We start from the raw sequence: 26,998 nt of genomic DNA, 5'->3' as shown, positions 1-26,998 counted from the left end.
CGCTCCTGCTCAGCTCGCGTTGCCGGGCGCGATCACCAACCGTGTGCCCCAGGGGTCGGAGAGGCGCAGTGCGCGGCCGTCGTCCGCGCTGTCGATGCCGTGGGAACGCACGCGCTCGCCGAGGGCCTCGACGTCGTCGCGTGTGGGCACGACGATGCGCACGTCGCCCAGCCCGAGCGAGGCGGCGCGGGGCCCGGCGCCGGCACTGTTCCACGTGTTCATGCCGAGGTGGTGGTGATAACCACCGGCCGAGACGAACAGCGCGCTGCCCAGGTCAGCCGTCACGTCGAAGCCGAGCACATCGACGTAGAACCGCTTCGCGCTCGGGATGTCGCCGACCTGCAGGTGAACATGGCCGATCGTCGCCGTGTCACCCTGCGCGACGGCATCCTCGTCCTGCAGCCAACGGTGCAGGAACTCGTTCGGATCGAGCGGTAGCGACCCCATCTGCACCGATCCGTCGGCGAGCACGTTCCATTGGTCGCGCGGGCGGTCGTGGTACAGCTCGAGGCCGTTGCCCTCGGGGTCGGTGAAGTAGAACGCTTCGCTGACGAGGTGATCGGCGGAGCCGGCGTAGGTGTGCGGCACGCGTTCGGCCATCGAGCGGAGGGATGCCGCGAGCCGCTGCTCATCCTGGAACAGGATGGCCGTGTGATAGAGCCCGGCGCTGCGCGGACTGCCGGTCGGGAGATCCTTCTCCTGGCGCAGCGTCATGATCTTCTGCGTGCCGCGCCCGAGCACGGTGTTGGCGCCCGACTGGTCGAGCACGTCGAGCGTGACGGCGCGCTGGTAGTAGTCCGTCATGGCATCGAGGTCGCGCACGAGCAGCTCGACGGTGTCCATCTGCGTGCCGTCGGGGGCTGCACCGTTCGTGCGGACGGATGCCGCGCGCCACGCGTCGGCGGAGGGGAGCGAACTCATCGGATGCTTCTTCCTGCGAGATTGTTGATATTTCAACTAACCGGCGCGAGGTGGAGAGTATTCCCCGGTCGGAGCGGCCGTCGGATCTTCATGAGCCCTTCTGATGCGTCTACCCAGCGGCCCGGAAGACGTCGCTCGCCCGGCGCCGGGATTTGCGATGTTCCGCGGCGCCGGTACGCTCTGCTGCGAGTGGAAGAGGTCCCATGACGCGTTACGGCCCGTTCACTGAGGTCGCTTCCGATGGCCAGAAAGGCTGGCTCACAGACGACTACCGTCCGATCCCTGAGCACCTCCGCAGGATGCTCGGCTTTCTAGATGGCGAGAAGGAGTACACCTACGCCATCTGGCGAGGCGCTGATCCAGAGAGCATCATCGGATTCCGCGAGCCTGCCGGGGATTCATTCATTCAGGCGGCGGGGGGAAGCGCCGGAATCACCGTCGAGGTTCGGCTCCCTGCCCCCGATGGCTTGAGCCGCTTGTACACGGTTGGACGTCCGGAGTCCACCGATGGGTCGAGCGTGCTGATCCCCATCAGCGACAAGCGAGCGGTTCGCGTAGGGGTGAACGAAGTGTTCACTGCTGACGAAGCCGCTGAGATCTTCTACAAGTTTTACTTGAGTGAAAGTGTCTCAGAGCCGTACGTCCTACGGGAACTTGACCTCGCGCAGCAGCTCTCGGAAGAGAGATGAAGGCATAGGAGAACGCCGCTCTCGCTGTAGGTGATGACTACTCCGCATTGAGGTCGCGCACGAGCAGCTCGACGGTGTCCATCTGTGAAGAGGGCTGGTTCATTTCGGATCATGGGCTCTACCGTTCGAACCCTTCTTGCAACCGACCTCCCGCATGTTCCAGTTCTTCTGCGACACGATCGGCGAATAGCTCATAGTTCCGTTCGAGCAACGGCGCCGCGAGCGCCTCTGCACGCCCGCGATCGAACTCGCGCAAACGTCGGGGGAGATACTTCCCCGCACCGATCCAACGCTTATTCGTGAGAAGAACGAGTTCAGCCGTCCGTTCGAAAAGTAGCGACGCGAGCACGGTGCGTTCCAGTTCGTCCGTCGAGTCGCGAAGATCATCGAGAACATCCGTGATCACGTAGCGACGAATTGCGGATTCCGAGGGAATGAGCGTCGGGCCCGCCGCGTACTGGTCACTCCAATCCTGGCGGTGGCGTTCCCGTTCTTCCGCGCCTCTCACGGTGATGCCGTCCATGAGCATCTGGACGATCACGGGGCGATACTGCTCGAACCTCGCCGAGCCCAGGTCGCAAACCCTTCAGGCGTGTAGGCGAAGACCTCGAACACCTCGCCCTCGAACCGGTACGTTGCGGCGAGGCTGACTCGTCCGTCTGGGAAGACCGCATCGCCGATGATCAAAAGGTCGATGTCACTCGTCGCGGTCCGCTGAGATCGAGATGTGCTCCCCGCGAGGACCACGACGCTCGCCTTCGGGAAGTTCGCTGATACGAATCGTTCGGTGACGTCGAAAAACTCCATGGCAGCCGAGCATACTTCCACGTTCCCGGCACATGGTCAGAAAGCACCCTCCGCGACCCTTTAGACTGGTGCCTACCAAGGGGAGTACTCCGACACGGTGGTTTCGTCATTACGGATGCAGTCGCATCCCGGGCCACCGGTTCCTGATCTCAGGAATGGAGAAGACTTTGGCGCTGCTTTTGCATACGCCGAGTCTGGAGCCCCTGTTGGACGTCACACCTCTCATCTGGATCATCACGATCGCGGTCACGATCGCGTTCTTCGTCTACGAGTTCTTCGCGCACGTGCGCACGCCGCATGAACCCACCATCGGTGAATCCGCTCGCTGGTCGGTGTTCTACATCAGCCTCGCGCTGCTGTTCGGCGTCGGCATCGGTGTCGTCTCGGGATGGACCTACGGCGGCGAGTACTTCGCCGGGTATCTGACCGAGAAGGCGCTGTCGATCGACAACCTCTTCGTCTTCCTCATCGTGATGACCGGGTTCGCGGTGCCGAAGAAGTACCAGCAGAAGGTGCTGATGATCGGCATCATCATCGCCCTGATCCTGCGTGGCATCTTCATCGCGGTCGGTGCGACGCTCATCGAGAACTTCTCGTCGATCTTCTACCTGTTCGGTGCACTGCTGCTCGTGCTCGCGTACCGCCAGGCGTTCAGCAACCACGAGAGCAACCCCGCCAACGGGCGCTTCATGACCTTCGTGCGCCGCCACCTGCCGGTGAGCGACGAGTACAACGGCGACAAGCTCACGGTCGTGAAGAACGGGAAGCGCTTCGTCACCCCGATGCTGCTCACGATCATCGCGATCGGATTCATCGACCTGGTGTTCGCGGTCGACTCTATCCCCGCGATCTACGGCCTCACCGACCAGGCGTACATCGTGTTCACCGCGAACGCGTTCGCCCTCATGGGTCTGCGCCAGCTGTACTTCCTCATCGGCGGCCTGCTCGAGCGTCTCGTGTACCTGGCGCAGGGCCTCGCGGTCATCCTCGCCTTCATCGGTGTGAAGCTCGTCTTCCATGCCCTGCACGTCAACGAAGTGCCGTTCATCAACGGCGGCGAGCCCGTGCTCTGGGCCCCCGAGATCCCGATCTGGTTCTCGCTGCTCTTCATCGGCGCGACCGTCGCCGTCGCCATCATCGCGAGCCTCGTCAAGACGCGCCGCGACCCGGCATCCGTTTCTTCCTCGACCGACACTCACACCACCATCGACAACAAGGAGCACTCTTGAGCGCGCAGCGCTGTTCTGACTCTTCGGACTCTGACAGTACGAGCGTCCGGTTCACGCCGGGCGCTCACCCCACCACAGAGAAGGATGCCCGTTGATGGGCGATCTGCTCTGGAACATCGCTCTCGTCTTCGCGTTCGTGCTGATCGGCGGTGTCTTCGCTGCGACGGAGATGGCGCTCGTCACACTGCGTGAGAGCCAGATCACCGCGATCGGGCTGCGCGGCAGGCGCGGAGCCAAGGTCGCCGCTCTCGCCCGCAACCCCAACACCTTCCTCTCGGCGGTGCAGATCGGTGTCACCGTGGCGGGGTTCGCGTCGGCCGCCTACGGTGCCACATCGATCGCGCCATCCCTGGCGCCGCTGATCGAATCGTGGGGCGCCGCACCCGCCCTCGCACTCACGATCGCAACGCTCGTGTTGACCCTGATCATCGCGTATCTGTCGCTCGTGCTCGGCGAGCTGGTGCCCAAGCGCCTCGCGATCCAGCGCAATGCGCAGTTCGCGTACGCGGTCGCGCCGGCCCTCAACGGCTTCGCGACCGTGATGCGTCCGGTGATCTGGTTGCTGTCGGTCTCGACCAATGGGCTCGTGCGCCTGCTCGGCGGCGACCCGCACAAGACGTCCGACGAGATGAGCGACGAAGAGGTGCGAGAGATCGTCGCGTCGCATCAGGGTCTTCCCGATGACGAGCGCCGCATCCTCGACGACGTGCTGTCGTTGCGAGGACGCCAGATCAGCCAGGTCATGCGGCCCCGCCCCGAGGTCGTCGCGCTCGACGAGACCGCCTCTGTCGCCGAGGCGATCGCCCAGGCGCGCGATCTGCCGTTCTCGCGCTATCCGGTGTCGAACAAATCAATCGATGACATCACGGGCTTCGTGCACGTGCGCGACCTGTTCGAGGCCGCAGCCGATGATCCTTCGCGACCGGTGCAGGCGCTCATCCGGGCGATCCCGTACATCCCCTCGACGGCGCGGGTGCTGCCGACGTTGACGCGCATGCGCGCCGACGGCCACCACATCGCCGTCGTCGTCGATGAATACGGCGGCACCGACGGTCTCGTCACCCTCGAAGACCTCGTCGAAGAGGTCGTGGGCGAGATCTTCGACGAGTACGACACGGCCGAGATGGATGCCCCCGGCGGAGGCCTCGACGGACGCCTCAACCTGCAGGACTTCGAAGAGGCGACGGGACTGGAGCTGCCCCGCGGTTCGTCGGACACGATCGCCGGGTTCGTCACCGAGAGCCTCGGCCGTCTGGCCGTCGTCGGAGACACCGTCGAGGTGTCGGGCGCGACCATCCAGGTCGCGGAGCTCGATCGCCGTCGCATCGCGCGGGTCCGAGTGACACCGCGCGTCGAGGTCGACCCGGTGGTCTGATCGCCGGGCTGACGCGGCGTCGGCCGGGGCTGGTTACGGATACCGATACGCTGGCGGGGTCACCGACCCGGGGGGAACCTTCCATGCGCACATCTCGTCTTGCCCTGCTCGCCGCTGCCGGCCTCATCGCCGTGGCGCTGACCGGCTGCACGTTCTCGGCCTCGGCCACCATCGCCCCCGACAAGATCGCGAGCCTCGCCGAAGACGCGCTCGAGGCGCAGATCGGCACCCGCCCCGAGATCGACTGCGGTGAGGACAATATCGACCTGAAGCAGGGCACCACGGTGCCGTGTCTGCTCACCGACCCGAGCACGGGTTCGGAGTTCGACGCCGACGTCACGCTGTCGAAGGTCGAGGGCACGAACGTCACGGTGTCGGTGAAGGTTGCGGATGCTCCGAACAACGCCTCGGAGGAAGAGCCCACCAAAGCCCCGTCGACGGGCACCGGAACCCTCACGCTGAGCGCCGAGGAGATCGCCAAGACCGCCGAGAAGGCGCTGGTCGACGCCGCCGTGCTCACCAACCCCGGCGTCGTCTGCCCGGGCGCAGACCACGAGGTGTCCAACGGCTACAGCCTGGAGTGCACCGTGATCCAGGGCGGCGACCAGTACGCCGCCACGGTCACGATCTCCGAGGTCGACGGCACGTCGTACTCCGTCAACGTCGTCATCCCCGAGCTCGCCGGCTGACCGCCCGTCAGGCCGTCGACCAACGCTGACTCTGGGGGCTCCAGGTGCCGCTCGTGCGCTCTCGGAGAAGGAGTGGACCCACGCACGCCTGAACTGCGGCCAACGCCGCATCGAGTGTATGAAACTCGGCCGGATACTCCGCGTATGTCCGCGCTGCTGCGGGAAACCCTGCAATCCAGTCCTCTCCCGGTGCCCTCATCCGAGAGGGGAGGCTCACGCCGCGCCTCTGCTCTTCTCGTTGCAGAACGGTAGCCAAGCGCTGGGCGTCAAGCTCTACGGCATGGATCAAGCGAACGGAATCGGCGAGGTCGCGGAACCGAGTCGACGCCGTGGTGCCATCCGGCCCGTGCAGTTCGTAGAGTGCGCAGATCTTGTCCGCGAGGTGGTTCTCAGCGGGAGTGGTGGGCACTGCCGGCAAATCGTGAAGTGTGGGATGGTCGATGATTGCGCGAAGCGGAACCATGCTCACCGGCATGTCCAAGTGCCGACGCGTGGTCAGGTCGATGGTGAAGGTTTCGAACACTGAGTCCAGATGGGCGCGGACGTGAACCTTAGCCGTTTTTGCCCCATATCCGAATGGGTCGGGCTCCGAGTGCGGCCTGATCTTGTACAACTCGAATCGGAACGGATCCTCGCCGCTTGGCTCGCCCACGAGCTCCGTGAGCTCGTGCAAAACTGCGTGGGGATCCTCCCAATCGTCTGCGCGCGCCATATCGATGTCTTGCGTGAATCGTCCTCCTCCGGTGCGGATGAGGAGAGCGTTCCCGCCCAAGAGCGTCCAGCGCGCAGCAGTCACGTTTGTGAAAGCGCGGCGGAGGAAGATCGTGAAGATGTATTGCTTCCGGATGAGTGTGACGTCGACTCCGCGCCGTCGGGCTTCAGTCCTGAGCTGATTCGATAGCTCGCGATTCAGTCTCGCCAGCGCGAGAGGGTTTGTTTCCACGGGATGCATCCTCGGGCATTGCGTTGCGTACTGCTTCGATCATGGGTCGTAGGTCGTCTGCGGAAATGGCAGGCAATTCGGCGAAGATCGGAATTATCGCGCGCAAGATGTTCTGTGCTGCGGCGTTCATGTCGACGTGAACAGCAGAGCGCAACCTCGCCAACGCGTCGATGGTCTCTGGAGGCAGCCTGACGTTGGAACTCGCGGCGAGTTGCGTTGCGAGATCGGCGAGGTTCGTCGGCACTTGGGGAACAAGACCTTCAAGAACGGCCGGACCGGAACTGTAGCCGTAGTGCTTGGCGCGAGGCTCCAGCGCGGCTGCGAGCTCGGTGATCTCAGTGCCCTTGCTGCGAATCGCGTCGCGAAGTACCTCCCGCAAATGGTCCTCGTCGATTCCGGCCTTCACCAAGTCGGCTACAGTCCGCGCTACCGTCGTGACGGGAAGCCCGTCAACGGTGGTCACGTCGGTGAGCGGAAGGTCGCGTCGTGAGACGCGGACATCCGGTAGTGAGCTTTGCTTCCTTTTTGCGGACACGAATTGATGCTGAGAGGGAAGCACGTCACCGAGCTGATGGACCACGGCCGCAGACTCGCCTGCGACGACGAGTGGCTCAGCATCGGCAAGCCGCTCTATCGCTGTCCGCTTCGGGTCGGTGGCGAGCCAGGCGGCGTAGAGGTCTTGCCTTCTAGCCGACCCCGAGGAGGGCAGAGCATAGACACCGTGTCGGACACGTTGCAGGGTGCCGGTGTCGGCCAACCGGGCGAGTCTTACATTCGAGAGACCGTGGGCTCGCGCTTGAGCCGTGGTCACGAGGCCCCACTGATTCGCTCCCAACAACTCCAGTGTTTCTAGGGCTTCGAAAGCTCTCACATGTCACCTCCTTTGTCTGTTGTCTTCAAAAGTATCACTCTGAGTGAAACTATTGAAGTCGGTGATTGCCTCACGCAATTCCCGTCGCCACCTCGGCGGCTGCCCACAGCGCGCCGCCAAGAGCGGGATCGCGCACGGCATCCGACGCGGTGACTCGAACGGGAGCCCCCCGGAACTCGAGCCATCCGCCGGGGCCCCAATAGTCACCACCCGTGACCTCCGCCGCCGTCGCCGCGTGCACGATCGGCAGGGCGCCGCCGTCTTTTCCCTGCACGAGACCGCGGGTGACGGCGGCGAAGGCACGCGTCGCACGAGGCACCTCGAGCACGCCCTCACGATCCGGGGTGAGCGGGTCGACCGCGTAACCGGGGTGCGCGATCACCGCCGACCGTGACGAGCTCGACCACCGGCGGTCGAGCTCGAACGCGAACGCCATCAGCGCGGCCTTCGAACGCCCGTACTGACGCAGCGATGATCCGCGCCACGGCGCCGTGATCTGCGCGGGGTCGAGGCGGGCGAAGCGGTGCGCCAGCGACCCGACGGCCACGACCCGCGCGTCGGGCGTGAGCGCGGCGTCGAGCCGCGCGAGCAACGCGAAGTGCCCGAGGAAATTCGTGCCCATCATCAGGTCGAGACCGTCGCTGGTGCGGGCATCGCGGTTCGCCGCCTTGACTCCGGCATTGCAGATCACCGCGTCGAGCTTCTCGTCGACCGCGGCCGCCGCCCGGGCGATGCTGTCGAGCGACCCGAGATCGAGAGGGAGCACGCGCAGGTCGGCATCGGGAACGTGGGCCCTCACCGCGTCGACCGCGACCTGGGCTCGCTCGGTCGAGCGGCACCCGAGCAGCACCCGTGCTCCCCGTGCGGCCAGCTGCTCGACGCACCAGTAGCCGATCCCGGCATTCGCTCCGGTGACGAGAATCGTGCGGCCACGCAGGTCGGAAGCATCCATGCCTCCAACCTACGCGGCCACCCTCTCAGGGGCTCCGTGGTGATGGCGCCCTGCGACCCTGGACCAACCCCGCGGCCACGTCGACCACGAGGAAGCCGATCACCGTCCAGCCGACGAGGGGGAGCCAGAGCGCGACGAGCACGCCCGCCGCGGCCACGGCCAGCAGACCCCACCAGGGCACGTCGCGCAGCACCCCGCGGCGCGGTGCCGTGCCGAATCGTCGTTGCGCGCGCGGCGGTCGACGCTTCCACCACATCACATACCCGAGCACCACCATGCCGGCGATCGCCACCGCGGTCAGGAACAGCACGATCTGGTTGGCGAGCCCGAACATCACCCCCATGTGCAGGTCGATGCCCCAGCGGGCGAGCTTCGCCGGCAGGGAGTAGTCGGCGAAATCGACCCGGTCGACCACCTGCATCGTCGTGCCGTCGATCGCGACGGTATCGACTTCGGTCGGGAAGCTCGACTTGATCTCCCGCACCACCCAGGCCGAACCCGGCGCCTCGGGCGGCTTGATCTCGACCAGCCCGGTGTTGACGTTCGTGCGCTGCGCGATCGCGAGCACCGCGTCGAACGTGGCCGGATTCGCGGCTCCGGTCGGAGCCGACGCGGCACCGTGGTGGCCCGCATGCTCGTCGGCCGGAGCATCCGCCTCGCCATCGAGCGATGTGGTGAGCGCCGGCGTGCCCCAGTCGAGCGACGCCCGCAGGTTCGAGACGTTCGTGCCGGCGAACTGCGACCAGGTGATTCCGGTAGCCGAGAGGAACAGGGCGCCCAGGAGCACCCAGATCCCCACCGAGGTATGCCAGCCGAACGCACGTCGATACCCGGTGTGCTTCGGGTTCGGACGCACGAAGTCCTTCTTCGCGCGCGCCTTGCGCATCCGGATGATCCACAGTGCGAGCCCGGCGAGTGCGACGATCCCGAGCCAGGATGCCGCGAGCTCGCTGTAGATGCGACCGAACTCGCCCAGCTGCAGATTGCGGTGCAGCTGATCGATCCAGGTGCGCAGCGGCAGGGCGCCGCTCGTGCCGTAGACGGTCAGATCGCCCCGGATCTCTCCGGTGCCGGGGTCGACGAACACCGCTCGGGACTCGCTCGAGCCGAGACCGTCCTGCGCGAACAGGATGCGGGTGGTGTCGCCGGGTTCGGGAGCCGGCCGCACGGCCGAGAGCGTCGCTTCGCCGGCGATGTACGTCTCGGCGATCGTGATCTGCTCGGCGAGCGCGAGCGGCGCGTCGGTCTCGGGTGCATGCAGCTCGTGCGCGTAGACCGCCTGCTCGAGCGTCGGCGTCAGCGCATAGAGCGCACCGCTGAGTGCCGCGACCAGAATGAACGGCCCCACCAGGATGCCGGCGAAGAAGTGCAGCCGCAGCATCAGCGGCCCGAACCAGCGAGGCTTCGGGCGCTGCGGGCGCGGCGTGACGGGAGCCGCTTCGGCCGTGACCGTCACGATGCCCCGCCCCGCAGCGCCTCAGCCAGCAGCGTCTCGCCGATGAAACCGCCTTCCGCGCACCCCGGCGGGATCGCGAACACCGCGGAGCCGATCGGGGTCGTCCACTCGTTGAGCAGATCGAGGTCGGCGAGACGTTGCTGCATCGGCGTGAACTGGCGAGCGATGTCGGCCTGGAACGAGACGAAGATCAGGCCCGACTCCGAGACACTGGCAGCGCCCGGCCGCTCGTCGTAGTTGTACGCGCGCCGGAAGATCTTCTCGCCGTCATCGCCGCGCGCCCGCCGGATGTGGGCGAACTGCGGGATCACGGGAAAGCCGACCGCACTGGTCGCGTCGAAGTCGGGTTCGTCGAACTCCTTCGTGCCGGTGAGCGGGGCCCCGGTGGCCATGGTGCGTCCGACGGATGCTTCGCGCCCGCTGCGATCCAACCGATCCCACTTGTCGAGATCCATGCGGATGCGCCGCACGACGACACCCGTGCCGCCGGCGAGCCAGCCATCGGATGCCCAGACGACGGAGTCGAACTCCGAGGTCCCCGGCTGCGGGTTGGCCGTGCCGTCGACCTGACCGAAGAGGTTGCGCATCGTCGTGCCCGGACGCTCCGTGCCGTAGGCGCGGCGGAAGCCCTGCTGGCTCCAGCGCAGGGTCGCGAAGCTGCGGGCATCCTTCAATAGCATCCGTGCCGCATGTGCGACCGTGAGCGGATCGTCGGCCGCGATCTGCAGCAGCAGGTCTCCGTCGGAGAACTCCGGCTGCAGCTGGTCGATCGAGAACGCCGGCAGGGGAGCGAGCCACGACGGTGCGGTCGCGGCCGCGCGGGCGACGAGGCGGGGACCGAACCCGAACGTGACCGTGAGCCGGGCGGGCGCCAGCGCGAGTTCCGGTTCGGAATCGGCCAGTGCCGCCGTGCCCTGTGTGAGCCGGGCCGCGTCATCGGTGAGGATGCGCAGCAGCCGGGTGAGGCCCTCGCGATCGGTGGTGTCGAGAAGGTCGAGCGCGAGGAACACACCGTGCGCCTGCGCCGCGGTGTCGATCCCGGCCTGGTGGGCACCGAAGAACGGCACCGTCTCCTCGCCGTTCATCGGTACGGACGGAGTCGTGGCATCGGCATCCTGCCGATTCAGGGCGTAGTCGACCCCGATCGCTGCGACCGCGCCGACACCGGCGACAGCTCCTCCGAGGAGGAACTGCCGCCGGGTCGACCCGGAGCGATCGGAGCGCGCACCCTCAGTGCGCGCGCGCATCAGTGATCCATGCCCTCGTGGTCGTCGCTCTCCTCGTAGTTCTCGTTCGCGCCCGAGTAGTCCTTCACGGGAGCCGTGAATTCGTACGTCGAGTCGTCGGAGAACGTGAGCGTCACGGTGACCTCGTCACCAGCGACCAGGGCGCCGGTGAGACCCATCAGCATGATGTGGTTCGCGCCCGGCTCGAGCAGCAGCGATCCGCCGGCGGGGATCGAGAATCCGCCCTCGATCTCGCGCATGACCATCTCGCCCGCTTCGTTCTCGACGGTCTCGTGCAGCTCGACCATGCCCGCGGCATCGGTCTCGGCCGACACGACGGTCACCTTCGCGGAGCTGGTGTTGGTCAGTGTGCCGAATGCGGCCGACATGTCTTCGTCGGTCGCCTTGACCCAGGCGTCTGCGATCGTGACGGACTCGCCGGCGGGCGCGACCTCGGCGGGAGCCGCGGTGGTCGTGCACCCCGTGAGTGCGAGCAGCGACACGGCGACGAGTGCCGTGAGGCGGGACAGATTCTTCTTCGTGGAATGCAGAGAAGGTGCGGTGTTCATGACAGGGCCTTTCAACGTTCTTCCGCGGCGTCGACGTCGTCGACCGCTGCGGGTACCGTCCTCGGACGGCGAAGGATTCGATAGAGGACGAAGGCGACAGCGGCGACCGCCGCGCCCACGCCGCCGACGAGCAGCACACGCATGCCACTGTCGGTCTCGTCTGTGTTCTCTGCGGCCTGATCCGAGGCATCCGGTGTGTATGCCGGGGCGTCGGCATCCGTCGGCGCCTGCGTCGCGGTCATCGGTTCGGCGTCGCCGATCGTGAACGGCACGATGCCCGAGATCGGATGCCCGTCTTCCGAGACGACCTGCCAACGCACCTGGTAGCCCGCGTCGGGCATCCCGGGCTCGACGGCAGCGGTGACCGTGTTGCCGGTCACCGTGACCTCGCCCGTGGCCCAGTCGCGACCGTCTTGATCGATGACGAGCACGACGGCGCCCTGGGTCGATTCCCCGAGTACCAGCAGGTCGCCGGAGTACGTCAGGGTGATGCTCTCCGGTGCTGCGGCCAACCGTTCGTCGGCTTCGGGAGTGCTGTGGACGAGTGAATCATGGGCGGATGCCGGCACGGCGGTCGCGAGAATCGCGACTGCCGCCACCGCCATCCCGACCGCGAATCTGCGGACAGGAGACATGGAAGGACAGACCTCTCAACGGGCGCCGAGAGCCGACGCCGAGCGTGCGTTCGGATGGCTCGCGCGGCGAAGGCGCCGGACGCGAGCACGGATCACCACCCGGCAGAGCGCCGGGCAGCGTGGATCAGACCGCAGCGGCGAGAGGAGGAGCGCGACCCCGAAGAGTCGACAGGAGAAGCGCGCTGCGCAGCACGACGGCATCCGTCGCGGGCAGCGGAGCGGCGTGCACACGCGAGCGCGGCGCGACGGAGACGACGGCGACACGGCGCTGCAGCCAGCGGATGCTCTGCTGCGCGAGGTCGCGAAGACCCACGAGCAGGCGCTCGCCGCGGTGGAGGGCGACGATCGTCACGGCCGCGGCGAAGAGGTGGCCGATCCACATCGTGCCGTCGGCGACGACGGCCTCGGGGATCGCGGTGCCGGCGGGAAGAACCAGCGGGGCGCCGTGCACGTGCGGGGCGACGACTCCTGACGGGGTGACGGTGCCCAGCACGAACAGCACGTGGAACAGGAACTGGCTGACCGCGACCGAGATGCTCAGGCGGGTCGCCGACAGCTTCCGTCCGGCGAGCAGAACGCACACCATGAATGACAGCATCCACGGCACGACGATTCCCAGGGGGCCGGGCATGGCCCCGCCCGCCGTGACGTGACCGGCCAGCGCGACGAAGATCGCCACGGCGGATGCCGCGAACCCGCGCACGACGGCGGGTCTTCTGGACGGGTGCACGCCTCCATTCTGTCAGGTCGTCTCTGCCTCGATGTGCTCCCCGAGCTGCACAAACGAGTGAGTCCCCGAAATCTGACGATGTATTCAAATTCATGTAATTCGCGTAACAGAACGGCCGGGGTCACGTCTTTCTCCATGGGGGATCGATGCGAGGCATGGGGCTTCGCTGGGGAGGAAGAGAAGGAAATGCCTGTATTCACGAAGAGCACACGACGGAAGATCTGGGGTGGTGCGGCCGTCGGTCTCGCCGCAGCACTGATCGTTCCGGCAGCAGGATGGGCGGCAGTGACGCCGGACGAAGGGCCGATCGAAGGCGGCACGACCGTTCTGATCGACTGCGTGGACCTGTCGTCGATCGGCATGTTCGCCGCCGGTGGACAGAACGCGATGATCGTCACCACGACCGACGACGTACTGAGCTGGGGCGATTGGCAGCGCGGTGCGAGTGGCAGCGGCGGAGGATCGTCTCCCGCCCAGATCGCTCAGGGAGCGATTCCGGTCGACGCCGACATCGTCGATGCCGACTACGGCCTCTGGAACGGTTACGTCCTCGCGTCGGACGGCAGCGTCTACTCGTGGGGCATGAACAGCTCGGGCGAGCTGGGCGACAACTCGTTCCCCGCCGTGGCGGAGTCGTCGGTCAGCGTCAAGGTCAGCCAGGGCGCGATTCCGTCCGGCGTGAAGGCGACGTCGGTCGTCGCCGGTTCCGGCAACGCCGGTGTCGTGACCGACAGCGGCTGGATCTACACCTGGGGCAGCGGCGTCAGCGGTATCAACGGCGACGGCACGACGGCGTGGCGCGATGAGCCGGTCGCCCTCGTGCAGGGGCAGATTCCTGCGGGAGTGACCCTCACGCAGCTGGCGATCGGCAACGGCAACGGCTACGCGCTGGGCAGCGACGGGTGGATCTACTCGTGGGGCGCCAACTTCGAAGGCGCTCTCGGAAACGGATCGACGAGCGGTCCCGACCAGACATCACCGGTTCGGGTCAGCCAGGGCGCGGTGCCGGCGGGAGTCACATTCACGCAGATCGCTGCCGGCAACTACAGCGCCTATGGCCTCGGCACCGACGGCAAAGTCTACTCGTGGGGTTACAACGGCAACGGCCTGCTCGGAATCGGCGACACGGTGACCCCGCGGATCAACGTTCCCGCGCTCGTCACCGGTGGCGATCTGCCGGCGGGAGTGACGGTCACCAAGGTCATCGCGAGCGAACTGCACGCCATGATCGTCGCCTCTGACGGCAACGTCTACAGCTGGGGAAACAACGAATCGGGTCAGCTCGGAAACGACACCATGACGAAGTCGGCATCGCCGGTGCGCGTTGTGATGACCGATGTGCCTGCGGGAGTCACCTTCACCGATGCGGAACTCGGTGACCGGGCATCCTACGCGCTCGGCTCTGACGGACGCCTCTACAGTTGGGGCGCCATGCTGTCGGATCAGACGTCGTTCCTGGGCAGCAACGCGACCGAGGGGCGGATGCGTCCGGCACTCGCCGTGAGCTTCGGCGCGACCGAGGTCACGTTCGACGGAATCCCCGGCACCAACCTCGACGCCTCGGGTTGCCCGATCAGCGTCGTCACGCCGCCGCACGCGCACGGGTCCGTCGACGTGGTCGTGACCACCGGCCTGATCGCGGGCACCACGCCCACGAGCTACCAGAGCCAGACCACGATCCCCGGTGGATTCACCTATGTCGAGCCGCCGGTGATCACCACGCCGACGCTGCCCGACGGACTCGTCGACCAGGCGTACACCGCCACGGTTGCGACCACGGGTGCGGGTCCGATCACCCTCGCTGTCACGGCGGGCGAGCTGCCCGCGGGGCTGACGCTCGACCCGAACACGGGGCTCGTCTCGGGCACACCCACCACGGTGGGTTCGTACACCTTCACCGTCACGGCCACCAATCAGTACGGCACCGACACGCAGGAGTACACGATCGTGATCCGTGACACCCGCACGCCGGCCACCTCGACGCCCACCCCCACCACCACGACAGGGTCGGCCACCGCGGGCGGCACCTCCGGCGGTACGGGCACCGGTGGAGCCACGCTCGCCATCACCGGTGGCACGGCGGCCTTCGCGGGCATCGCCGGCCTGATCGGAGCACTGCTCACGATCGGCGGCAGCATCTACCTGGTCATCGCCCGCAAGCGCGCTCGCGCGTAAGCGGGAACGGATGCTCGACGCATCCGTGACCTGAAGAGGGGAGTCGCTCGGAACCCATGTTCCGGGCGGCTCCCCTCTTGTGCGCCCACGACTCTCATTCGGGAGGAGATCGGCGGTGGGGAGGAGCATCCGCCCGAATCCGCCCTCCCGAATGCCGATCTCCTCCCGAATGCCGCCTCTCGGGCACCGCGTCAGATTCTGCGGCGACGCTCGTTGGTAGTGATAGGCCCTTCCCCAGGGCCGATGTGATCTCCCCGATCACAACGGTGCTTCGGGCACCATTCCCGAGGGGCGGCGTTCCCCACATGCCGCCCCTCATCCCTTTTCATGCACGCCGAAACGCCCTGCCCGCGCAGCCGAAGCTCGCGCCGACAGGGCGTTCGTGTGCCGCCGTCAGCTGACGACGGAGAGTGCGCCGCCGACGATGATCGCCGTGATGGTGGTCCAGCCGATGATGGCGATCGCCTGCCAGAACAGCACGCGCGCCTTGTTGATACCGGATGCTGCGAGCATCGTCGCCGTGAACTGGGTGGGCAGCAGGAGCGGGCCGAGCAGGCTGACACCGGGAACGCCGTAGCGCTCGAACGCGCGCTGGAACTTCTGCTTGCGAGCGCTGCCGTGGGCGGCGTCGATCTCGGCGATGGTGGGATCGGCGGCCGTCGCGCCGTCGGCGGTCACGAGCTGGCGGGTGCGGTTGCGCTGCACGATGGCGTTCCGTGCGCCGGAGCTCGCGAGCACCAGCACCATCACGCAGAGGAAGTTCCCGGCCATCGCGGCGATCGCCGCGATCACGGGGTGGATGCCGCCGATGATGCCGATCGCGGTCGCGCCCTCTCCTTCGATGAAGGGAATCGCGCCGGCCAGGGCGACGATGAGTGGCTGCACGAGTTCGGGCACCTGGGCGACGAGGTTCTGGAAGGTTTCGATGAGGTTCACGGTCTGCTCCTTTTCGGATCGGATGGTCGTTCGGTGGTGATGACTCCAGTCCAGTCGCTGCAGGGGATCGGCGACAGTGTCGCCCTGTCACCGGTATGCGGGCACTGTGCACGGCCGAGGGGTGACAAGTGTCACGCCCGTAGGGTGGTGGGGTGCACACCCAGAGAGAGTCGGCGATCGCCGGCCCCCGATGCCCGGAGCCCGCCAGTTGGCCCGAGGAATCACGGCGACCTGGTGGTACACGCTGACGGCGGTCATGGCCTTCGAGGTGATGCTCGTCGTCGCCTGGACGGCTGTCGCCGTCATCGAGGGTCAGGATTCGATCGCGCGCATCGTGGTCGGTGGCGGCGGGTTGGTCTGGTGCGCTTCCACCGTTCTGCTGCTGCGCGCATACCGCCATCGCGACGATGCGGAGCCCGGCATCGACTGGCTGCTGCTGCTTCCTCCGATGCTCGTGGCCGTGGCCTTCGGCGCCGCGGCCGGGTCGCTCGTGGGCAGTTGGCAACTCGCGCTCATGCCGTTCGCGCAGTCGCTCAGCCTGTTGAACTGGCCGCGTGGCGTGCGATATCGGGTCACGATCGCGGCCACTCTCGTGCTGGCCTCGCTCGTGTACATCGATTCCTCGCGCATATCCGTGCCCGATGAGGGCCCGTGGTGGCTGGCCGTCGTCTACACGGCGATCCTCCCCGTGATGACGGTCAGCTCCCTCTGGTGGTGGGACGTGCTCAACACGATGGATCGTGCCCGTGCGGCGGAGTCGCGGCTCGCCGCCACCCAGGAGCGTCTGCGGGTCGCGACCGACGTGCACGACCTGCAGGGGCACCATCTGCAGGTGATCGCCCTGCAGCTCGAACTCGCGGAGCGGCTCATGCCGGTCGATGCGGATGCCGGAATGGAGCAGTTGCGTGCGGCGCGGGGGAGTGTCGACGATGCGCGCCAGGGCACGCGCGACCTCGCGATGAGCTTCCGTTCGGTGCCGCTCGGCGACGAACTCGCCAACGCCCGTGACCTCCTCAGCGCAGCCGGCCTCGAGGTGGAGGCGCAGATCGCTGCGGACGCGGCCCAGGCGCCGGCATCCGCTCTCGGCCCGGTGATCCGCGAGACGACCACCAACGTGCTCCGGCACGGCGGGGGCACGCGCGCGCGGCTGGCGCTTCGGCGCGAGGGAACCGACTGGTGCTATCTGATCGCCAACGACCGCGTCGCGGCCGGCGAGACGGATGCCGAAGGGTCGGGGCTCGAGGGCATCCGTCGTCGGCTCGCCGAGGTGGGGGGAACCCTCGAAGTGCAGCGGGAGCCCGACGAGTTCACCGTGATGGCGAGAGTGCCGGCACGGCCGACGACAGGGGAGGGCACGCGATGATCCGGGTGCTGCTGGCCGATGACGAGGGCATGATCCGCTCGGCGCTCGCCGCGTTGCTGCGCCTCGAAGAGGACATCGACGTCGTCGCCGAGTGCGAAGACGGCGAGCAAGCCGTGGCCGAGGCGCTGCGACTGCAGCCCGACGTCTGCCTGCTCGACCTCGAGATGCCGGGACTCGACGGCGTCGAGGTCGCCGAGAGACTGCACCGCGCCATCGCGACGCGCTGCGTCGTCGTCACGCGGCACGCGCGCCCTGGAGTGCTGCGCCGTGCGCTCGCCTCCGGTGTCGCCGGGTTCCTGCCCAAGTCGCGGGGAGCAGACGAAGTTGCGGCCGTCATCCGCCGGGTGGCCGCCGGCGGCAGATACGTCGATCCCGAGATCGCCGCCGACGCCCTCAGCGACGAACGGTCACCGCTCACCGACCGTGAACTCGACGTGCTGCGCGCCGGGCGTCGGGGTGAAACGACGGGACAGATCGCCCGCAGCCTCTCGCTGGCGCCGGGCACCGTGCGCAACCACATCTCGACGATCCTCGGCAAGCTCGCCGTCGGCACCCGCCAGCAGGCCGTGCTGGTCGCCGAGGAGCGCGGCTGGATCTGAGCGCGTCGCGCCTTCGCTGCGTGCGACCTCAGCGGTGGTCGTGGTTGTGGCCGTGGTGGTCGTGGTCGTGGTCGTGGTCGTGGTCGTGGTCGTCGTGACCGTCGTGGTCGTCTTCGAGGATCGTGCCCACCGATGTGGCGCAGGCGTCGCCCTGCCAGGCCTCCCAGCCCTCGCGCACGGCGAAGGCGGCGATGACGAGCCCGGCCACGGCATCGGCCCACCACCATCCGAGCAGGCTGTTGAAGACGAGTCCGAGCAGCACCGCGGCCGAGAGATACGTGCAGATCAGGGTCTGCTTCGAGTCCGCGACGGCGGTGGCCGAGCCGATCTCGCGACCTGCGCGACGTTCGGCGAACGAGAGGAAGGGCATCACGACGACGCTGACGGCGGTCAGGATGATGCCGATGGTGCTGTGTTCCGGACGCTCGCCGGTGACGAGGGCGAGCACCGACGACGCGGTGACGTAGATCGCCAACAGGAAGAACGCGACGGCGATCACGCGCAGAGTGGGCTTCTCCCAGCGCTCCGGATCGCGGCGGGTGAACTGCCACGCGACGGCCGCTGCCGAGAGCACCTCGATCGTGGAGTCCAGCCCGAACCCGATGAGTGCGGCCGACGATGCCACCGAACCGGCGGTGATCGCGATGACGGCTTCGATGAGGTTGTAGCCGATCGTGATCGCGACGATCAGGCGGATGCGCCGGTGCAGGGTCGACCGACGCGTCGGGGTAAGTGTCGTCGACATCAGCAGGTGCATCCTTCGCCGGCGCAGCAGTCTGGTTCGACGAGCAGCACGACGCGCAGCAGCTCGTCGAGTGCGGGCGCCAGGTGCGGGTCGGTCAGCTGGTATCGGCTGCGTCGTCCGTCGGGAACGCTCTCGACCAGACCGCATCCGCGCAGGCAGGCGAGCTGGTTCGACATGACCTGCCGCGAGACGCCCAGAGTTTCGGCGAGGTCGGCGGGGTACGCCGTCGCCGTGCGCAGAGCGAGCAGGATGCCGGCGCGCGTCGGGTCTGCGAAGGCATGCCCGAGCCGGGCCAGAGCGGCGGTGTGGGTGAGAGTCGCGGAAGTCACCTCCTCAAACTACACGATTTGCTGAATTCACAACATGCTGTATTTGTTGCCCGAGGTGAGGGGTCAAGAGACGCCGCAATCGGATGCTGTCGCGCGGCGTGTCTCGACCCCTCAGGCGCAGTCCGGCCGCACACGCGGAGGTAAGTTCGCTGTATGTCGTCGTTCGGAACTCTGCCCACGCCCGTCGGCGTCGTCGGCGTGCTGAGCGACGGAGCGGCGATCACGCGCGTCACCTGGATCACGACGCCTCCGGTCGGCGCCGACGTCGCACCGGATCCGCTGCTGTCCGAGGCTCTCGCACAACTCGAGGCGTACTTCGACGGGCGGCTCACCCACTTCGACGTGCCCGTCGACCTGGGAGACCAGACCGTCACCACTCGTTCCGTGCTGACGGTGCTGTACGAGACCGTCGGCCACGGCGAGACGCTCACGTACGGAGCGCTCGCAGCACGCAGCGGCACGACGGTGCCGGCCCGAGGCATCGGCTCGATCATGGGGGCGAATCCGGTGCCGTTGATCGTGCCGTGCCACCGCGTCGTCGCCGGCGACGGCCTCGGCGGGTACTCCGGCGGAGAGCCGGGGCAGGGTCTTCAGACCAAGCGCTGGCTGCTCGAACACGAGGGCACCCTGCCGACCTCGCTGTTCTGAGCGCGACAGCATCCGTCATCCCGTCATCGAGCGGTCCGGCGCCCTGCGAGAATAGACGAGCCGAGTCCCGAGCCGAGGAGCCAACGTGCAGTTCATCTCCACCCGCGGCGGCATGCAGCCGCAGCCGTTCAGCGAGACGCTGTTGGAGGGCCTCGCGCCCGACGGAGGACTCGCCGTCCCCGCCACCATGCCGAGCGTCGACTCCGAGACGCTCGAGCGCTGGCGCGCGCTCACCTACCCTCAGCTCGCCACCGAGGTGCTCGGGCTCTTCGCCACCGATATCCCGCGCGAAGACCTCGCCCGCATGACCGAGGCGGCCTACGAGCCGTTCCCCGGCAACGTCGTGCCGCTGCGTTCGATCGGCGACGGCCTCACGCTCGTCGGCCTGTCGGAGGGGCCCACGCTCGCCTTCAAGGACATGGCGATGCAGTTCCTCGGGCAGGTGCTCGAGTACGTGCTCGAACGCAAGGGCGCGGTGCTCAACATCCTCGGAGCGACATCGGGTGACACCGGGTCGGCCGCCGAGCACGCTCTGCGCGGCAAGGACCGCGTCTCGGTTTTCATGCTGTCGCCGCAGGGGCGCATGAGTGCCTTCCAGCGTGCGCAGATGTTCTCGATCGACGACGACAACGTGCACAACATCGCGATCGAGGGAGTCTTCGACGACTGCCAGAACCTCGTGAAGCACCTCGCCGGAGACCTCGACTTCAAGCGGGCCCAGAACCTCGGTGCGGTCAACTCGATCAACCTCGCCCGTATCACCGCGCAGACGGTCTACTACTTCTGGGCATGGCTGCGCGCCACAGACACCGACGGTCCGACCGAGGTGTCGTTCACGGTGCCGTCCGGCAACTTCGGCAACATCCTCTCCGGCTTCTTCGCGAAGCAGATGGGACTCCCGATCCGCCGTCTCGTGCTCGCCGCGAACGAGAACAACGTGCTCGACGACTTCTTCCGCACGGGCGTCTACCGCCCGCGTACGGCCGAGAACACCCTCGCGACGTCGAGCCCCTCGATGGATATCTCGAAGGCGTCGAACCTCGAGCGCTTCATCTTCGAACTCGTCGGCCGCGACCCCGAGCGCGTCGTCGGCGCCTGGCGCGACCTCGACGAGAACGGATACTTCGACTTCGCCGGCGACCAGCCGCGCTTCGCCGAGGAATTCGGTATCGTCAGTGGCACGTCGACCCACGCCGACCGCCTCGAGACGATCCGCGCCGTGCATGCGTCGTCGGGCGAGATCATCGATCCGCATACCGCCGATGGCGTCAAGGTCGCCCGTCAGTACGTCGAAGAGGGCGTGCCGATGCTCGTGCTCGAGACCGCCAAGCCGCAGAAGTTCGCCGAGACCATCAACGAGGCGATCGGCGTCGAGCTCGACTACTCGAAGGACCTGCGCGAGATGCTGGGCGCACCCCAGCACGTGACCGAGATGGCCGACGACGAGCACGCGCTCCGCGCCTTCATCGAGGCCCGCGCGCTGCGCTGAATCCGTCGCGCTGGCCTGACAGAGAGAGCCGGGGTCATTCCTCGGGATCGCCGTGCAGCATCCAGGCGATGCCGAAGCGGTCGACGAGCATCCCGAACGTGCCGCCCCACGGCGGAACATCCAGCGGCATCGTGACGGCGCCGCCGTCGGCGAGTGCGTCCCAGACCTCTCGGGTGCGGGCCTGGGTGTTGCCGCTCAGCGAGACCGAGATGCCGGCGGGTGCCTCGTACGGCATGCCGTCGGGGGTGTCGGATCCCATGAGCACCAGGCCGTCGGGCGTCGTGAGTTGGGCATGCATCACGAGGTTCTGCTGACTGGGGTCTTGCATCATGTCGGGGAAGTCGCCGAACACACTGATCTCGAGGTCACCGCCGAGCACGCTCCGGTAGAACTCCATCGCTTGGCGGGCTTCGGTGCGGAACGACAGATACGGGTTGAGATTCGCCATGACTGCTCCTGGTGAGAGGGATGCCGCGGGTTCGAGGCACGCTCATTGTGCGCCTCGCCTCGCGCTCTCACAAGGGGAGTTCGGCTCATCGTCCTCGCTCAGGCGGGAAGTGCCTTCACCGCCGCGGTGAGCACCTGGGGGACGGTCGGCACGCCCTCCGCTCGGAAGACGGTTACGCCCGAATCGTCGCGGATGATCACCGTGGGGGTGAAGCGGATGTCGAGTGCCTCTGCCGCCTCGGGATCGCGCGCGACATCGATCTCGGTGACCGTCGCATCGGGGAGGAACCGCACGGCGTCGTTCAGCACGGCGCGGGTGCGGGAGCACGCCCCGCAGAATGCGGATGTGACCAGCGTCAGCTGCATGTTCATCCCTGCCGATGGCGGATGCCTCGACGAGAAATGCAACCGCGGATGGGGGAGGAGTGTTCCCGCGCCCGCTGCGATCCGCGGGCTCCGGTCAGAACGCGGTGCGCTTCACCAGCCCGCGGTTGGTGCGGATGTGCTCGTAGTCCCACTGGATGTCTCGGGACTCCTGCAGCCAGCGCCCGAGGGCCTCCGTGTCGATATCTCGTGCGTCGACGAAGCGCACCTCGCCGGCCTGGAAGGAACCGGATGCGGCGAGGCCGGGAGTCGCGAACGACTGCCCGCTCCAGAACATGAGGCGTACCGCGTCTTTCAACCGGTCGTATCCGACGATCGGGTTGCCGTCGAGGAACCAGACCGGATGCGCGTGCCAGACCTTGCCCGTCGCTTCTGGGAGGCCCTGCTCGATCTCGGACGAGAGCACATCGGCGATCTCGCGGTCATGCGGAGCGAGTGCGAGATGGTATTCATCGATGTCGGCTGCGCGGGTCATGCGGTTACTCCCTGTCCAGTCCGAAGGTGCGTTTCACCAGTGCCTGCACGTCGCGGTCGAGCCCGTCGATGCGTGTGCCGACCACCTCGAATCGCGCGTTCATCTCGGTGCGCAGCCCGCCCATCTCGGAGCGGAGTCCGCCGATCTCGGCGCGCAGCACGCGCACGAAAAGCGTCGAGACCACGGTCATCATGCCGAACATCAGCGCGGTGAAGGCACCCATCATCGTCCAGGTCTGCGGTTCGGTCAACGCGATCATCTCCCTATTGTGAGTGGCTGCGTCCATCCTGCCAAGGCTCCTCTTCTGACGGAGCCAGGGGTGCATGACCGGTGGAGAACTCGTCCTCGAGTCGGGCTGTGCAGAGGGCGGCCCAGACCGCGGCTACCGCTCCCGGGCGGACGCACGCGGATGCAGCACGCCCGACGCCGCGCCCAGTACCGCTCCCACGATCGTGTCGATGATCCGCTCTCCGGCGACATCGAGCGAGCCGATGCTGCCGGTGGCCGCTCCCGTCAGCAACAGCACCAGCGGTGTGATGAAGACCAGCGCCAGCGCGTAGTGGCGCACGACCACGAGTTCGATCGTGAACTGCAGGGCGCCCAGGAGCAACGCCAGCCACAGTCCGGCCGGGGGCAGGAGCGCCAGTGCGATGTAAAGACCGGCGCCCACGACGGTGCCGAGCATCCGGTGCAGTCCGCGCTGGAACGCGGCCCGTCGTGCGGCGGCGACACCGATCACGGCCACCGCCGAGCCGACAATCCAGTACGTGCGATCGGGGTCGATCACGAGTCCCAGCAGCACGCCGACCACGGCCACGATGACGACCCGCAGCAGGAGCATCCGCGCGTCGTCGTTCAGCGCAGGGCCGGGGAGCAGCTCGCGAAGAGGGCGGGCGGGGATCGCACGGATCCGGCGCCGCAGCAGAGGCGAGAGCGCCACCAGGAACGAGAAGAGGCATCCGGCGGCGAGGGCGGCGAGATAGACCAGGGGGTGGATGGTTCCGGCCCCGACCACGTGGGCCGACAGGCCGTAGACCAGCACGAAGAACAACGGACCCGGAGGGCCCAGACGGAAGCCGAACGCCAGAGCGGCGCTGGCCGCCGCGACCGCGACCACGCCGATGCTCACCACGAGGGCGTTACCCGCCACGAGCACCCCGAGTGCTGCGCTGAGCAGAAGCCCCAGGCCGACGAGCGGCAGGACGCGGGCTCGATCGATCACGGCCGCCGATCCCGCGTACAGCACGGTGAATGCGCCCGACGCGGCGATGTACCCCAGCGGGGCCTGGCCGATCATCGTCATGACCGCGATCGGAGCCGCTATGCCCACGGCCGCCTGGGTCGCGAGGGGCCAGCGTGGCCCGCGGGACGGGGCGAAAGCGAACAGACTCACCCCTCCATTCTCCGCCCGTTGCGGCACGCCCCGTGTCGATACGATGGCGAACGTGACCTCACCGACCGTGCGCCCCGGCGTCGACGAACGCCTCTCCCGGATGATCCAGCTCCCGACGGTGTCGGCCGAGCTCGACCAGCGAGGGCCGCAGCCCTTCGAGGACTTCGTCACCCTGATCGCGGATCTCTACCCGCGGACCCATGCGCAGCTTCACCTTGAGCGCCACACCGATTTCGGTCTGCTCTTCCATTGGAAGGGTCGTGCCGGAGCATCCGATGGCCCCGTCGTCCTGATGGCGCACTACGACGTCGTGCCCGTCGATGAGAGTGACGACTGGACCCACCCGCCCTTCGCCGGCGTGATCGCCGACGGCATCGTCTACGGTCGGGGCGCACTCGACGACAAAGGCCCGCTGATCGTGGTGCTGGAGGCCGTCGAGAATCTGCTCGCCGACGGTTTCGTTCCCGCCCGCGACGTCTATCTGTCGTTCGGGGGGAACGAAGAGACCTACGGGCACGCGGCGGAGCAGATCGCCGCCGCGTTCCGCGAGCGCGGGATCGTTCCCTGGCTCGTCGTCGACGAGGGCGGCGCCGTGGTCGATGCGCCGCTGCCGTTCGTGCCCGGCCGCGCTGCGATGATCGGCGTCGGCGAGAAGGGCGTGATGACGGTGAAGCTCTCGGCCCGGAGCGAGGGCGGCCATGCCTCCGCTCCGCCCTCGCTCACCGCCGTGCGTCGCATCGCCCGCGCGGTCGACCGGCTGGGGCCCGCGACGTTCCGCCCGCGGGCATCGAAGGCGATTCTGCGGATGCTGTCGCGCCTCGCCGACCAGACGCCGGGGTCGGCGCGGCACCTTCTGCGCCTGCTGGGCTCGGCGCCTCTGCTCACCGCCCGGGTCTTCGCGTTGCTCGGTGGCGAGCCGGCGGCACTCGTGCGCACCACCGTCGCGCCCACCATGCAGTCCGGCGGAACCGCCGCGAACGTGCTCCCGTCGCAGGCATCCGCCACCGTCAATCTGCGCATCGCGCTGGGCGAGACGACCCAGCAGACCGTGCTGCGGGTGCGTCGGCGCGTGCGCGACCCGCTCGTGACCGTCGAGGTCATCGAGGCCAGCGAGCCGTCGCCCGAGTCGTCGACCGACAACGCGCAGTTCGCCCTGCTCGCCGAGGCGCTGGAGGTTTCGCATCCGGGGGTGCCCGCCGTGCCGTACGTGATGATGGCCGCCACCGATTCTCGGCACTTCCACCGCTTCTCGCCCGCGGTCTACCGCTTCGCCCCGCTCGACATGTCGAACGCGCAGCGTGCATCGATCCACGGCGTCGACGAGAACGTCGAGATCGCCGCTCTCGAACGCGGAGAGCGGTTCCATCGCGCGCTCCTCGAACGGCTAGTGTGATCTCAGCCGCCCCTCGATGGGTTCAGGGGCCGAACGAGAAGCAGGAGTCGCGATGACGCGCACCCGAACGCTGGGCACCCTCGCGGCTGTCGTCGGCTACCTCGCCTTCGTCGAGTTCACGAGCGGTGTGCTGCAGGGGTACTACACGCCCATGCTGACCGACATCGCTCGGCATCTCGGCATCCATGACGCGGATGTGAACTGGCTCGAGGGCACGCAGCTGATGCTGTCGGCACTGGTCGTTCCGGCATTCGCGAAGCTCGGCGACATGGTCGGGCACAAGCGGATGCTGTTGATCTCGACCGCCCTCACCGCCGCGGCGGCTCTCGTGCTGCCGTTCACCGACTCGTTCGGGGTGTTCCTCGTGGCGTGGACGCTGATGGGCTTCTACGTGGTGTGGCTACCGCTCGAGATCGCCCTGATCTGGTCGCGGTCGCGGCGGATGGAAGGGCGTTCGACGATCACCGCCAAGGCCGCCGGCCTCCTTGTCGCTGCGCTCGAGGGAGGAGCCATCCTCGGCGCTCTCGCCGGAGGTGCGCTGGTCGACATTCTGCCGCTGACAGTCGTGCTGCTCGTACCGGCGATCCTCATCGTGGTGTGCTTCTTCGTGATCCTGTTCGGGGTGAAGGAGTCGCCCGACCCGGCCGGGGGTGCATTCGACACCGTGGGGCTCATCCTCATCTCGCTCGCCCTCGTGTGCTTCACCGGCGGCCTGAGCCTGCTGCGCCTTGAGGGAGGGCTGGTGAACCCGTGGTCGTGGGCCGTGGTGCTGCTCGGCATCGTGCTCGTCGTGCCCTTCGCCCTCTGGGAGCTGCGCCATGACGACCCGCTCATCGACGTGCGCATGTTCCGCTCACCGGCGCTGGGCCCGGTCTTCCTCACCGCAGGACTCTTCGGCGTCAGCGTTCTCGGTGCGCAGGCACCCCTCTCGACCTTCGCGCGCACCGATCCGGGTGTGCACGGGTACGGTCTCGGAACGTCGGGATTCCAGACGTCCCTGATCATCGGTCTCTACCTGATCGCGATGATCGCGGGAGCCCTGCTCTTCCCCCTCATCGCGCGCCGCACGACACCGCGTCTCACGTTGATGGGCGCCTCCGTGCTCGTCGGCATCGGATTCCTGCTGTTTCTGCCGTTCCACGACACCTATCTGCAGGTCGTCACGAACATGGTGATCGCGGGTCTCGGTTCGGGAGCCCTCGTCGCGGCTCTTCCCGCGGCGGCGGCATCCGGTGCGCCGGCCACGCAGACGGGAGTCGCCACCGGTCTCACGAACTCGGTCAAGACCATCGGCGGTGCGATCGCCTCGTGCGTCTTCGGCATCGCGCTGCTGCACGGCGTCGCCGAGGCAGCGGGCTCGGCCGCCGAAGGCACGGCCGGTTCGCTGGCCGGATACTTCACGGTCTGGATCGTCTGCGGCGTGACGGCTCTGGTCGCCGCCGTGAGCCTGGTCTTCGTGCCGAAGACGGCGTTCACCGATCGCCCGGCCGAGGTCGAGGTCGCCCCGGCGGTCTGACCGGCGCCTCGTCG

The 26,998-nt window shown here is 67.5% G+C and carries 30 protein-coding genes; 11 read left to right on the top strand and 19 right to left on the bottom strand.

From position 1 onward, the window contains the following. Positions 1 to 9: 9 nt before the first annotated feature. Positions 10 to 921, bottom strand: coding sequence for a VOC family protein (locus tag ACIOSY_RS13615; protein WP_400854131.1), 912 nt, complete (start codon positions 919 to 921; stop codon positions 10 to 12). A 203-nt stretch (positions 922 to 1,124) separates the two neighbouring features. Between ACIOSY_RS13615 and ACIOSY_RS13610 the strand changes: the two genes are divergently transcribed. Next, positions 1,125 to 1,610 carry a hypothetical protein gene (locus ACIOSY_RS13610; RefSeq protein ID WP_400854129.1) on the top strand — a complete coding sequence of 162 codons (486 nt, stop codon included), beginning with the start codon at positions 1,125 to 1,127 and terminating at the stop codon, positions 1,608 to 1,610. 118 nt (positions 1,611 to 1,728) lie between these two features. Here ACIOSY_RS13610 and ACIOSY_RS13605 read toward each other — a convergent pair whose 3' ends face one another. Both ACIOSY_RS13605 and ACIOSY_RS13600 read right to left on the bottom strand, forming a co-directional pair. Further along, on the bottom strand, positions 1,729 to 2,151 hold the full coding sequence (locus ACIOSY_RS13605; RefSeq protein WP_400854127.1) for a hypothetical protein: 423 nt from the start codon (positions 2,149 to 2,151) through the stop codon (positions 1,729 to 1,731). After that, positions 2,148 to 2,417, bottom strand: coding sequence for a nucleotidyltransferase domain-containing protein (locus ACIOSY_RS13600; RefSeq protein WP_400854125.1), 270 nt, complete (start codon positions 2,415 to 2,417; stop codon positions 2,148 to 2,150). The genes ACIOSY_RS13605 and ACIOSY_RS13600 overlap by 4 nt, the downstream gene beginning before the upstream one ends. A gap of 206 nt (positions 2,418 to 2,623) precedes the next feature. Here ACIOSY_RS13600 and ACIOSY_RS13595 point away from each other — a divergent pair, with 206 nt between their 5' ends. The 3 genes from ACIOSY_RS13595 (at position 2,624) to ACIOSY_RS13585 (ending at position 5,710) form a co-directional block, all read left to right on the top strand. Then, positions 2,624 to 3,646: a TerC family protein gene (locus tag ACIOSY_RS13595; protein WP_400854123.1), complete on the top strand. Its 1,023-nt coding sequence runs from the start codon at positions 2,624 to 2,626 to the stop codon at positions 3,644 to 3,646. Between the two features lie 94 nt (positions 3,647 to 3,740). Then, the gene (locus ACIOSY_RS13590; protein WP_400854121.1) at positions 3,741 to 5,021 is read left to right on the top strand and encodes a hemolysin family protein; all 1,281 of its coding nucleotides are present in this window, start codon (positions 3,741 to 3,743) and stop codon (positions 5,019 to 5,021) included. Between the two features lie 83 nt (positions 5,022 to 5,104). After that, positions 5,105 to 5,710: a DUF4333 domain-containing protein gene (locus tag ACIOSY_RS13585; RefSeq protein ID WP_400854119.1), complete on the top strand. Its 606-nt coding sequence runs from the start codon at positions 5,105 to 5,107 to the stop codon at positions 5,708 to 5,710. 7 nt (positions 5,711 to 5,717) lie between these two features. Here the strand turns inward: ACIOSY_RS13585 and ACIOSY_RS13580 are convergent, their stop codons facing one another. The 8 genes from ACIOSY_RS13580 to ACIOSY_RS13545 form a co-directional block, all read right to left on the bottom strand. Then, positions 5,718 to 6,653 carry a nucleotidyl transferase AbiEii/AbiGii toxin family protein gene (locus ACIOSY_RS13580; RefSeq protein WP_400854117.1) on the bottom strand — a complete coding sequence of 312 codons (936 nt, stop codon included), beginning with the start codon at positions 6,651 to 6,653 and terminating at the stop codon, positions 5,718 to 5,720. Next, positions 6,589 to 7,524 carry a type IV toxin-antitoxin system AbiEi family antitoxin domain-containing protein gene (locus ACIOSY_RS13575; protein ID WP_400854115.1) on the bottom strand — a complete coding sequence of 312 codons (936 nt, stop codon included), beginning with the start codon at positions 7,522 to 7,524 and terminating at the stop codon, positions 6,589 to 6,591. The genes ACIOSY_RS13580 and ACIOSY_RS13575 overlap by 65 nt, the downstream gene beginning before the upstream one ends. Before the next feature lie 70 nt (positions 7,525 to 7,594). Beyond that, positions 7,595 to 8,476, bottom strand: coding sequence for an SDR family NAD(P)-dependent oxidoreductase (locus ACIOSY_RS13570; protein WP_400854113.1), 882 nt, complete (start codon positions 8,474 to 8,476; stop codon positions 7,595 to 7,597). A gap of 25 nt (positions 8,477 to 8,501) precedes the next feature. Beyond that, entirely contained in the window at positions 8,502 to 9,932 is a 1,431-nt protein-coding gene (locus tag ACIOSY_RS13565; RefSeq protein ID WP_400854111.1) for a PepSY-associated TM helix domain-containing protein, read from the bottom strand. Further along, the gene (locus ACIOSY_RS13560; RefSeq protein ID WP_400854109.1) at positions 9,929 to 11,179 is read right to left on the bottom strand and encodes a Dyp-type peroxidase; all 1,251 of its coding nucleotides are present in this window, start codon (positions 11,177 to 11,179) and stop codon (positions 9,929 to 9,931) included. The genes ACIOSY_RS13565 and ACIOSY_RS13560 overlap by 4 nt, the downstream gene beginning before the upstream one ends. Further along, entirely contained in the window at positions 11,179 to 11,727 is a 549-nt protein-coding gene (locus ACIOSY_RS13555) for a copper chaperone PCu(A)C (RefSeq protein ID WP_400854107.1), read from the bottom strand. The genes ACIOSY_RS13560 and ACIOSY_RS13555 overlap by 1 nt, the downstream gene beginning before the upstream one ends. Positions 11,728 to 11,738: 11 nt before the next feature. Further along, a complete protein-coding gene (locus ACIOSY_RS13550) occupies positions 11,739 to 12,332 on the bottom strand; it encodes a copper resistance protein CopC (RefSeq protein ID WP_400854105.1) in 594 nt (197 codons plus the stop codon). 154 nt (positions 12,333 to 12,486) lie between these two features. After that, positions 12,487 to 13,092: a hypothetical protein gene (locus ACIOSY_RS13545; protein ID WP_400854103.1), complete on the bottom strand. Its 606-nt coding sequence runs from the start codon at positions 13,090 to 13,092 to the stop codon at positions 12,487 to 12,489. 186 nt (positions 13,093 to 13,278) lie between these two features. Between ACIOSY_RS13545 and ACIOSY_RS13540 the strand changes: the two genes are divergently transcribed. Then, positions 13,279 to 15,267, top strand: coding sequence for a putative Ig domain-containing protein (locus ACIOSY_RS13540; RefSeq protein WP_400854101.1), 1,989 nt, complete (start codon positions 13,279 to 13,281; stop codon positions 15,265 to 15,267). A gap of 393 nt (positions 15,268 to 15,660) precedes the next feature. Here the strand turns inward: ACIOSY_RS13540 and ACIOSY_RS13535 are convergent, their stop codons facing one another. After that, on the bottom strand, positions 15,661 to 16,203 hold the full coding sequence (locus ACIOSY_RS13535; RefSeq protein WP_400854099.1) for a small multidrug efflux protein: 543 nt from the start codon (positions 16,201 to 16,203) through the stop codon (positions 15,661 to 15,663). 190 nt (positions 16,204 to 16,393) lie between these two features. On the opposite strand from ACIOSY_RS13535, the gene ACIOSY_RS13530 reads away from it, so the two are divergent. Next, entirely contained in the window at positions 16,394 to 17,566 is a 1,173-nt protein-coding gene (locus ACIOSY_RS13530) for a sensor histidine kinase (RefSeq protein WP_400854097.1), read from the top strand. Then, positions 17,563 to 18,165, top strand: a complete 603-nt coding sequence (locus tag ACIOSY_RS13525; protein ID WP_400854095.1) for a response regulator — start codon at positions 17,563 to 17,565, stop codon at positions 18,163 to 18,165. The genes ACIOSY_RS13530 and ACIOSY_RS13525 overlap by 4 nt, the downstream gene beginning before the upstream one ends. Before the next feature lie 28 nt (positions 18,166 to 18,193). Here ACIOSY_RS13525 and ACIOSY_RS13520 read toward each other — a convergent pair whose 3' ends face one another. Further along, on the bottom strand, positions 18,194 to 18,910 hold the full coding sequence (locus ACIOSY_RS13520; protein WP_400854093.1) for a cation diffusion facilitator family transporter: 717 nt from the start codon (positions 18,908 to 18,910) through the stop codon (positions 18,194 to 18,196). Continuing rightward, positions 18,910 to 19,239 (bottom strand): ArsR/SmtB family transcription factor, encoded by a 330-nt coding sequence (locus ACIOSY_RS13515; RefSeq protein WP_400854091.1) that lies wholly within the window; start codon positions 19,237 to 19,239, stop codon positions 18,910 to 18,912. Before ACIOSY_RS13515 ends, ACIOSY_RS13520 begins: the two co-directional genes overlap by 1 nt. Before the next feature lie 153 nt (positions 19,240 to 19,392). Here ACIOSY_RS13515 and ACIOSY_RS13510 point away from each other — a divergent pair, with 153 nt between their 5' ends. Both ACIOSY_RS13510 and thrC read left to right on the top strand, forming a co-directional pair. Continuing rightward, positions 19,393 to 19,887 (top strand): methylated-DNA--[protein]-cysteine S-methyltransferase, encoded by a 495-nt coding sequence (locus tag ACIOSY_RS13510; protein WP_400854089.1) that lies wholly within the window; start codon positions 19,393 to 19,395, stop codon positions 19,885 to 19,887. An 85-nt stretch (positions 19,888 to 19,972) separates the two neighbouring features. Continuing rightward, complete coding sequence (thrC, locus tag ACIOSY_RS13505) at positions 19,973 to 21,376, top strand: threonine synthase (RefSeq protein ID WP_400854087.1); 1,404 nt, start codon at positions 19,973 to 19,975, stop codon at positions 21,374 to 21,376. 34 nt (positions 21,377 to 21,410) lie between these two features. Here the strand turns inward: thrC and ACIOSY_RS13500 are convergent, their stop codons facing one another. The 5 genes from ACIOSY_RS13500 to ACIOSY_RS13480 form a co-directional block, all read right to left on the bottom strand. Next, on the bottom strand, positions 21,411 to 21,824 hold the full coding sequence (locus ACIOSY_RS13500) for a VOC family protein (RefSeq protein ID WP_400854085.1): 414 nt from the start codon (positions 21,822 to 21,824) through the stop codon (positions 21,411 to 21,413). A gap of 98 nt (positions 21,825 to 21,922) precedes the next feature. After that, positions 21,923 to 22,189 (bottom strand): glutaredoxin family protein, encoded by a 267-nt coding sequence (locus ACIOSY_RS13495; RefSeq protein WP_400854083.1) that lies wholly within the window; start codon positions 22,187 to 22,189, stop codon positions 21,923 to 21,925. Between the two features lie 94 nt (positions 22,190 to 22,283). Beyond that, a complete protein-coding gene (locus ACIOSY_RS13490; protein ID WP_400854081.1) occupies positions 22,284 to 22,682 on the bottom strand; it encodes a DUF1801 domain-containing protein in 399 nt (132 codons plus the stop codon). 4 nt (positions 22,683 to 22,686) lie between these two features. Then, positions 22,687 to 22,941 carry a hypothetical protein gene (locus ACIOSY_RS13485; RefSeq protein ID WP_400854079.1) on the bottom strand — a complete coding sequence of 85 codons (255 nt, stop codon included), beginning with the start codon at positions 22,939 to 22,941 and terminating at the stop codon, positions 22,687 to 22,689. A gap of 123 nt (positions 22,942 to 23,064) precedes the next feature. Next, complete coding sequence (locus ACIOSY_RS13480) at positions 23,065 to 24,075, bottom strand: FUSC family protein (RefSeq protein ID WP_400854077.1); 1,011 nt, start codon at positions 24,073 to 24,075, stop codon at positions 23,065 to 23,067. A gap of 52 nt (positions 24,076 to 24,127) precedes the next feature. On the opposite strand from ACIOSY_RS13480, the gene ACIOSY_RS13475 reads away from it, so the two are divergent. Both ACIOSY_RS13475 and ACIOSY_RS13470 read left to right on the top strand, forming a co-directional pair. Beyond that, entirely contained in the window at positions 24,128 to 25,468 is a 1,341-nt protein-coding gene (locus ACIOSY_RS13475) for a M20/M25/M40 family metallo-hydrolase (RefSeq protein ID WP_400854075.1), read from the top strand. A 52-nt stretch (positions 25,469 to 25,520) separates the two neighbouring features. Then, on the top strand, positions 25,521 to 26,984 hold the full coding sequence (locus tag ACIOSY_RS13470; RefSeq protein WP_400854073.1) for an MFS transporter: 1,464 nt from the start codon (positions 25,521 to 25,523) through the stop codon (positions 26,982 to 26,984). The last annotated feature ends 14 nt before the right edge of the window (positions 26,985 to 26,998 follow it).

The sequence above is a fragment of the Microbacterium sp. NPDC087665 genome (genome assembly GCF_044743285.1).
Taxonomy (GTDB): domain Bacteria; phylum Actinomycetota; class Actinomycetes; order Actinomycetales; family Microbacteriaceae; genus Microbacterium.
The sequence above is the reverse complement of the archived record's forward strand: the minus strand, read 5'-3'. Positions and strand labels throughout refer to the sequence as shown.

Bases quoted from the DNA above. Each gene is read 5' to 3' on its own strand.
- ACIOSY_RS13590 (WP_400854121.1), top strand. From the start codon at position 3,741: ATGGGCGATCTGCTCTGGAACATCGCTCTCGTCTTCGCGTTCGTGCTG.
- ACIOSY_RS13510 (WP_400854089.1), top strand. From the start codon at position 19,393: ATGTCGTCGTTCGGAACTCTGCCCACGCCCGTCGGCGTCGTCGGCGTG.
- ACIOSY_RS13495 (WP_400854083.1), bottom strand. From the start codon at position 22,189: ATGCAGCTGACGCTGGTCACATCCGCATTCTGCGGGGCGTGCTCCCGC.
- ACIOSY_RS13600 (WP_400854125.1), bottom strand. From the start codon at position 2,417: ATGGAGTTTTTCGACGTCACCGAACGATTCGTATCAGCGAACTTCCCG.
- ACIOSY_RS13550 (WP_400854105.1), bottom strand. From the start codon at position 12,332: ATGGCGGTGGCGGCAGTCGCGATTCTCGCGACCGCCGTGCCGGCATCC.
- ACIOSY_RS13530 (WP_400854097.1), top strand. From the start codon at position 16,394: ATGCCCGGAGCCCGCCAGTTGGCCCGAGGAATCACGGCGACCTGGTGG.
- ACIOSY_RS13485 (WP_400854079.1), bottom strand. From the start codon at position 22,941: ATGATCGCGTTGACCGAACCGCAGACCTGGACGATGATGGGTGCCTTC.
- ACIOSY_RS13555 (WP_400854107.1), bottom strand. From the start codon at position 11,727: ATGAACACCGCACCTTCTCTGCATTCCACGAAGAAGAATCTGTCCCGC.
- ACIOSY_RS13490 (WP_400854081.1), bottom strand. From the start codon at position 22,682: ATGACCCGCGCAGCCGACATCGATGAATACCATCTCGCACTCGCTCCG.
- ACIOSY_RS13525 (WP_400854095.1), top strand. From the start codon at position 17,563: ATGATCCGGGTGCTGCTGGCCGATGACGAGGGCATGATCCGCTCGGCG.
- ACIOSY_RS13540 (WP_400854101.1), top strand. From the start codon at position 13,279: ATGCCTGTATTCACGAAGAGCACACGACGGAAGATCTGGGGTGGTGCG.
- ACIOSY_RS13615 (WP_400854131.1), bottom strand. From the start codon at position 921: ATGAGTTCGCTCCCCTCCGCCGACGCGTGGCGCGCGGCATCCGTCCGC.
- ACIOSY_RS13560 (WP_400854109.1), bottom strand. From the start codon at position 11,179: ATGCGCGCGCGCACTGAGGGTGCGCGCTCCGATCGCTCCGGGTCGACC.
- ACIOSY_RS13610 (WP_400854129.1), top strand. From the start codon at position 1,125: ATGACGCGTTACGGCCCGTTCACTGAGGTCGCTTCCGATGGCCAGAAA.
- ACIOSY_RS13520 (WP_400854093.1), bottom strand. From the start codon at position 18,910: ATGTCGACGACACTTACCCCGACGCGTCGGTCGACCCTGCACCGGCGC.
- ACIOSY_RS13570 (WP_400854113.1), bottom strand. From the start codon at position 8,476: ATGGATGCTTCCGACCTGCGTGGCCGCACGATTCTCGTCACCGGAGCG.
- ACIOSY_RS13585 (WP_400854119.1), top strand. From the start codon at position 5,105: ATGCGCACATCTCGTCTTGCCCTGCTCGCCGCTGCCGGCCTCATCGCC.
- ACIOSY_RS13500 (WP_400854085.1), bottom strand. From the start codon at position 21,824: ATGGCGAATCTCAACCCGTATCTGTCGTTCCGCACCGAAGCCCGCCAA.
- ACIOSY_RS13470 (WP_400854073.1), top strand. From the start codon at position 25,521: ATGACGCGCACCCGAACGCTGGGCACCCTCGCGGCTGTCGTCGGCTAC.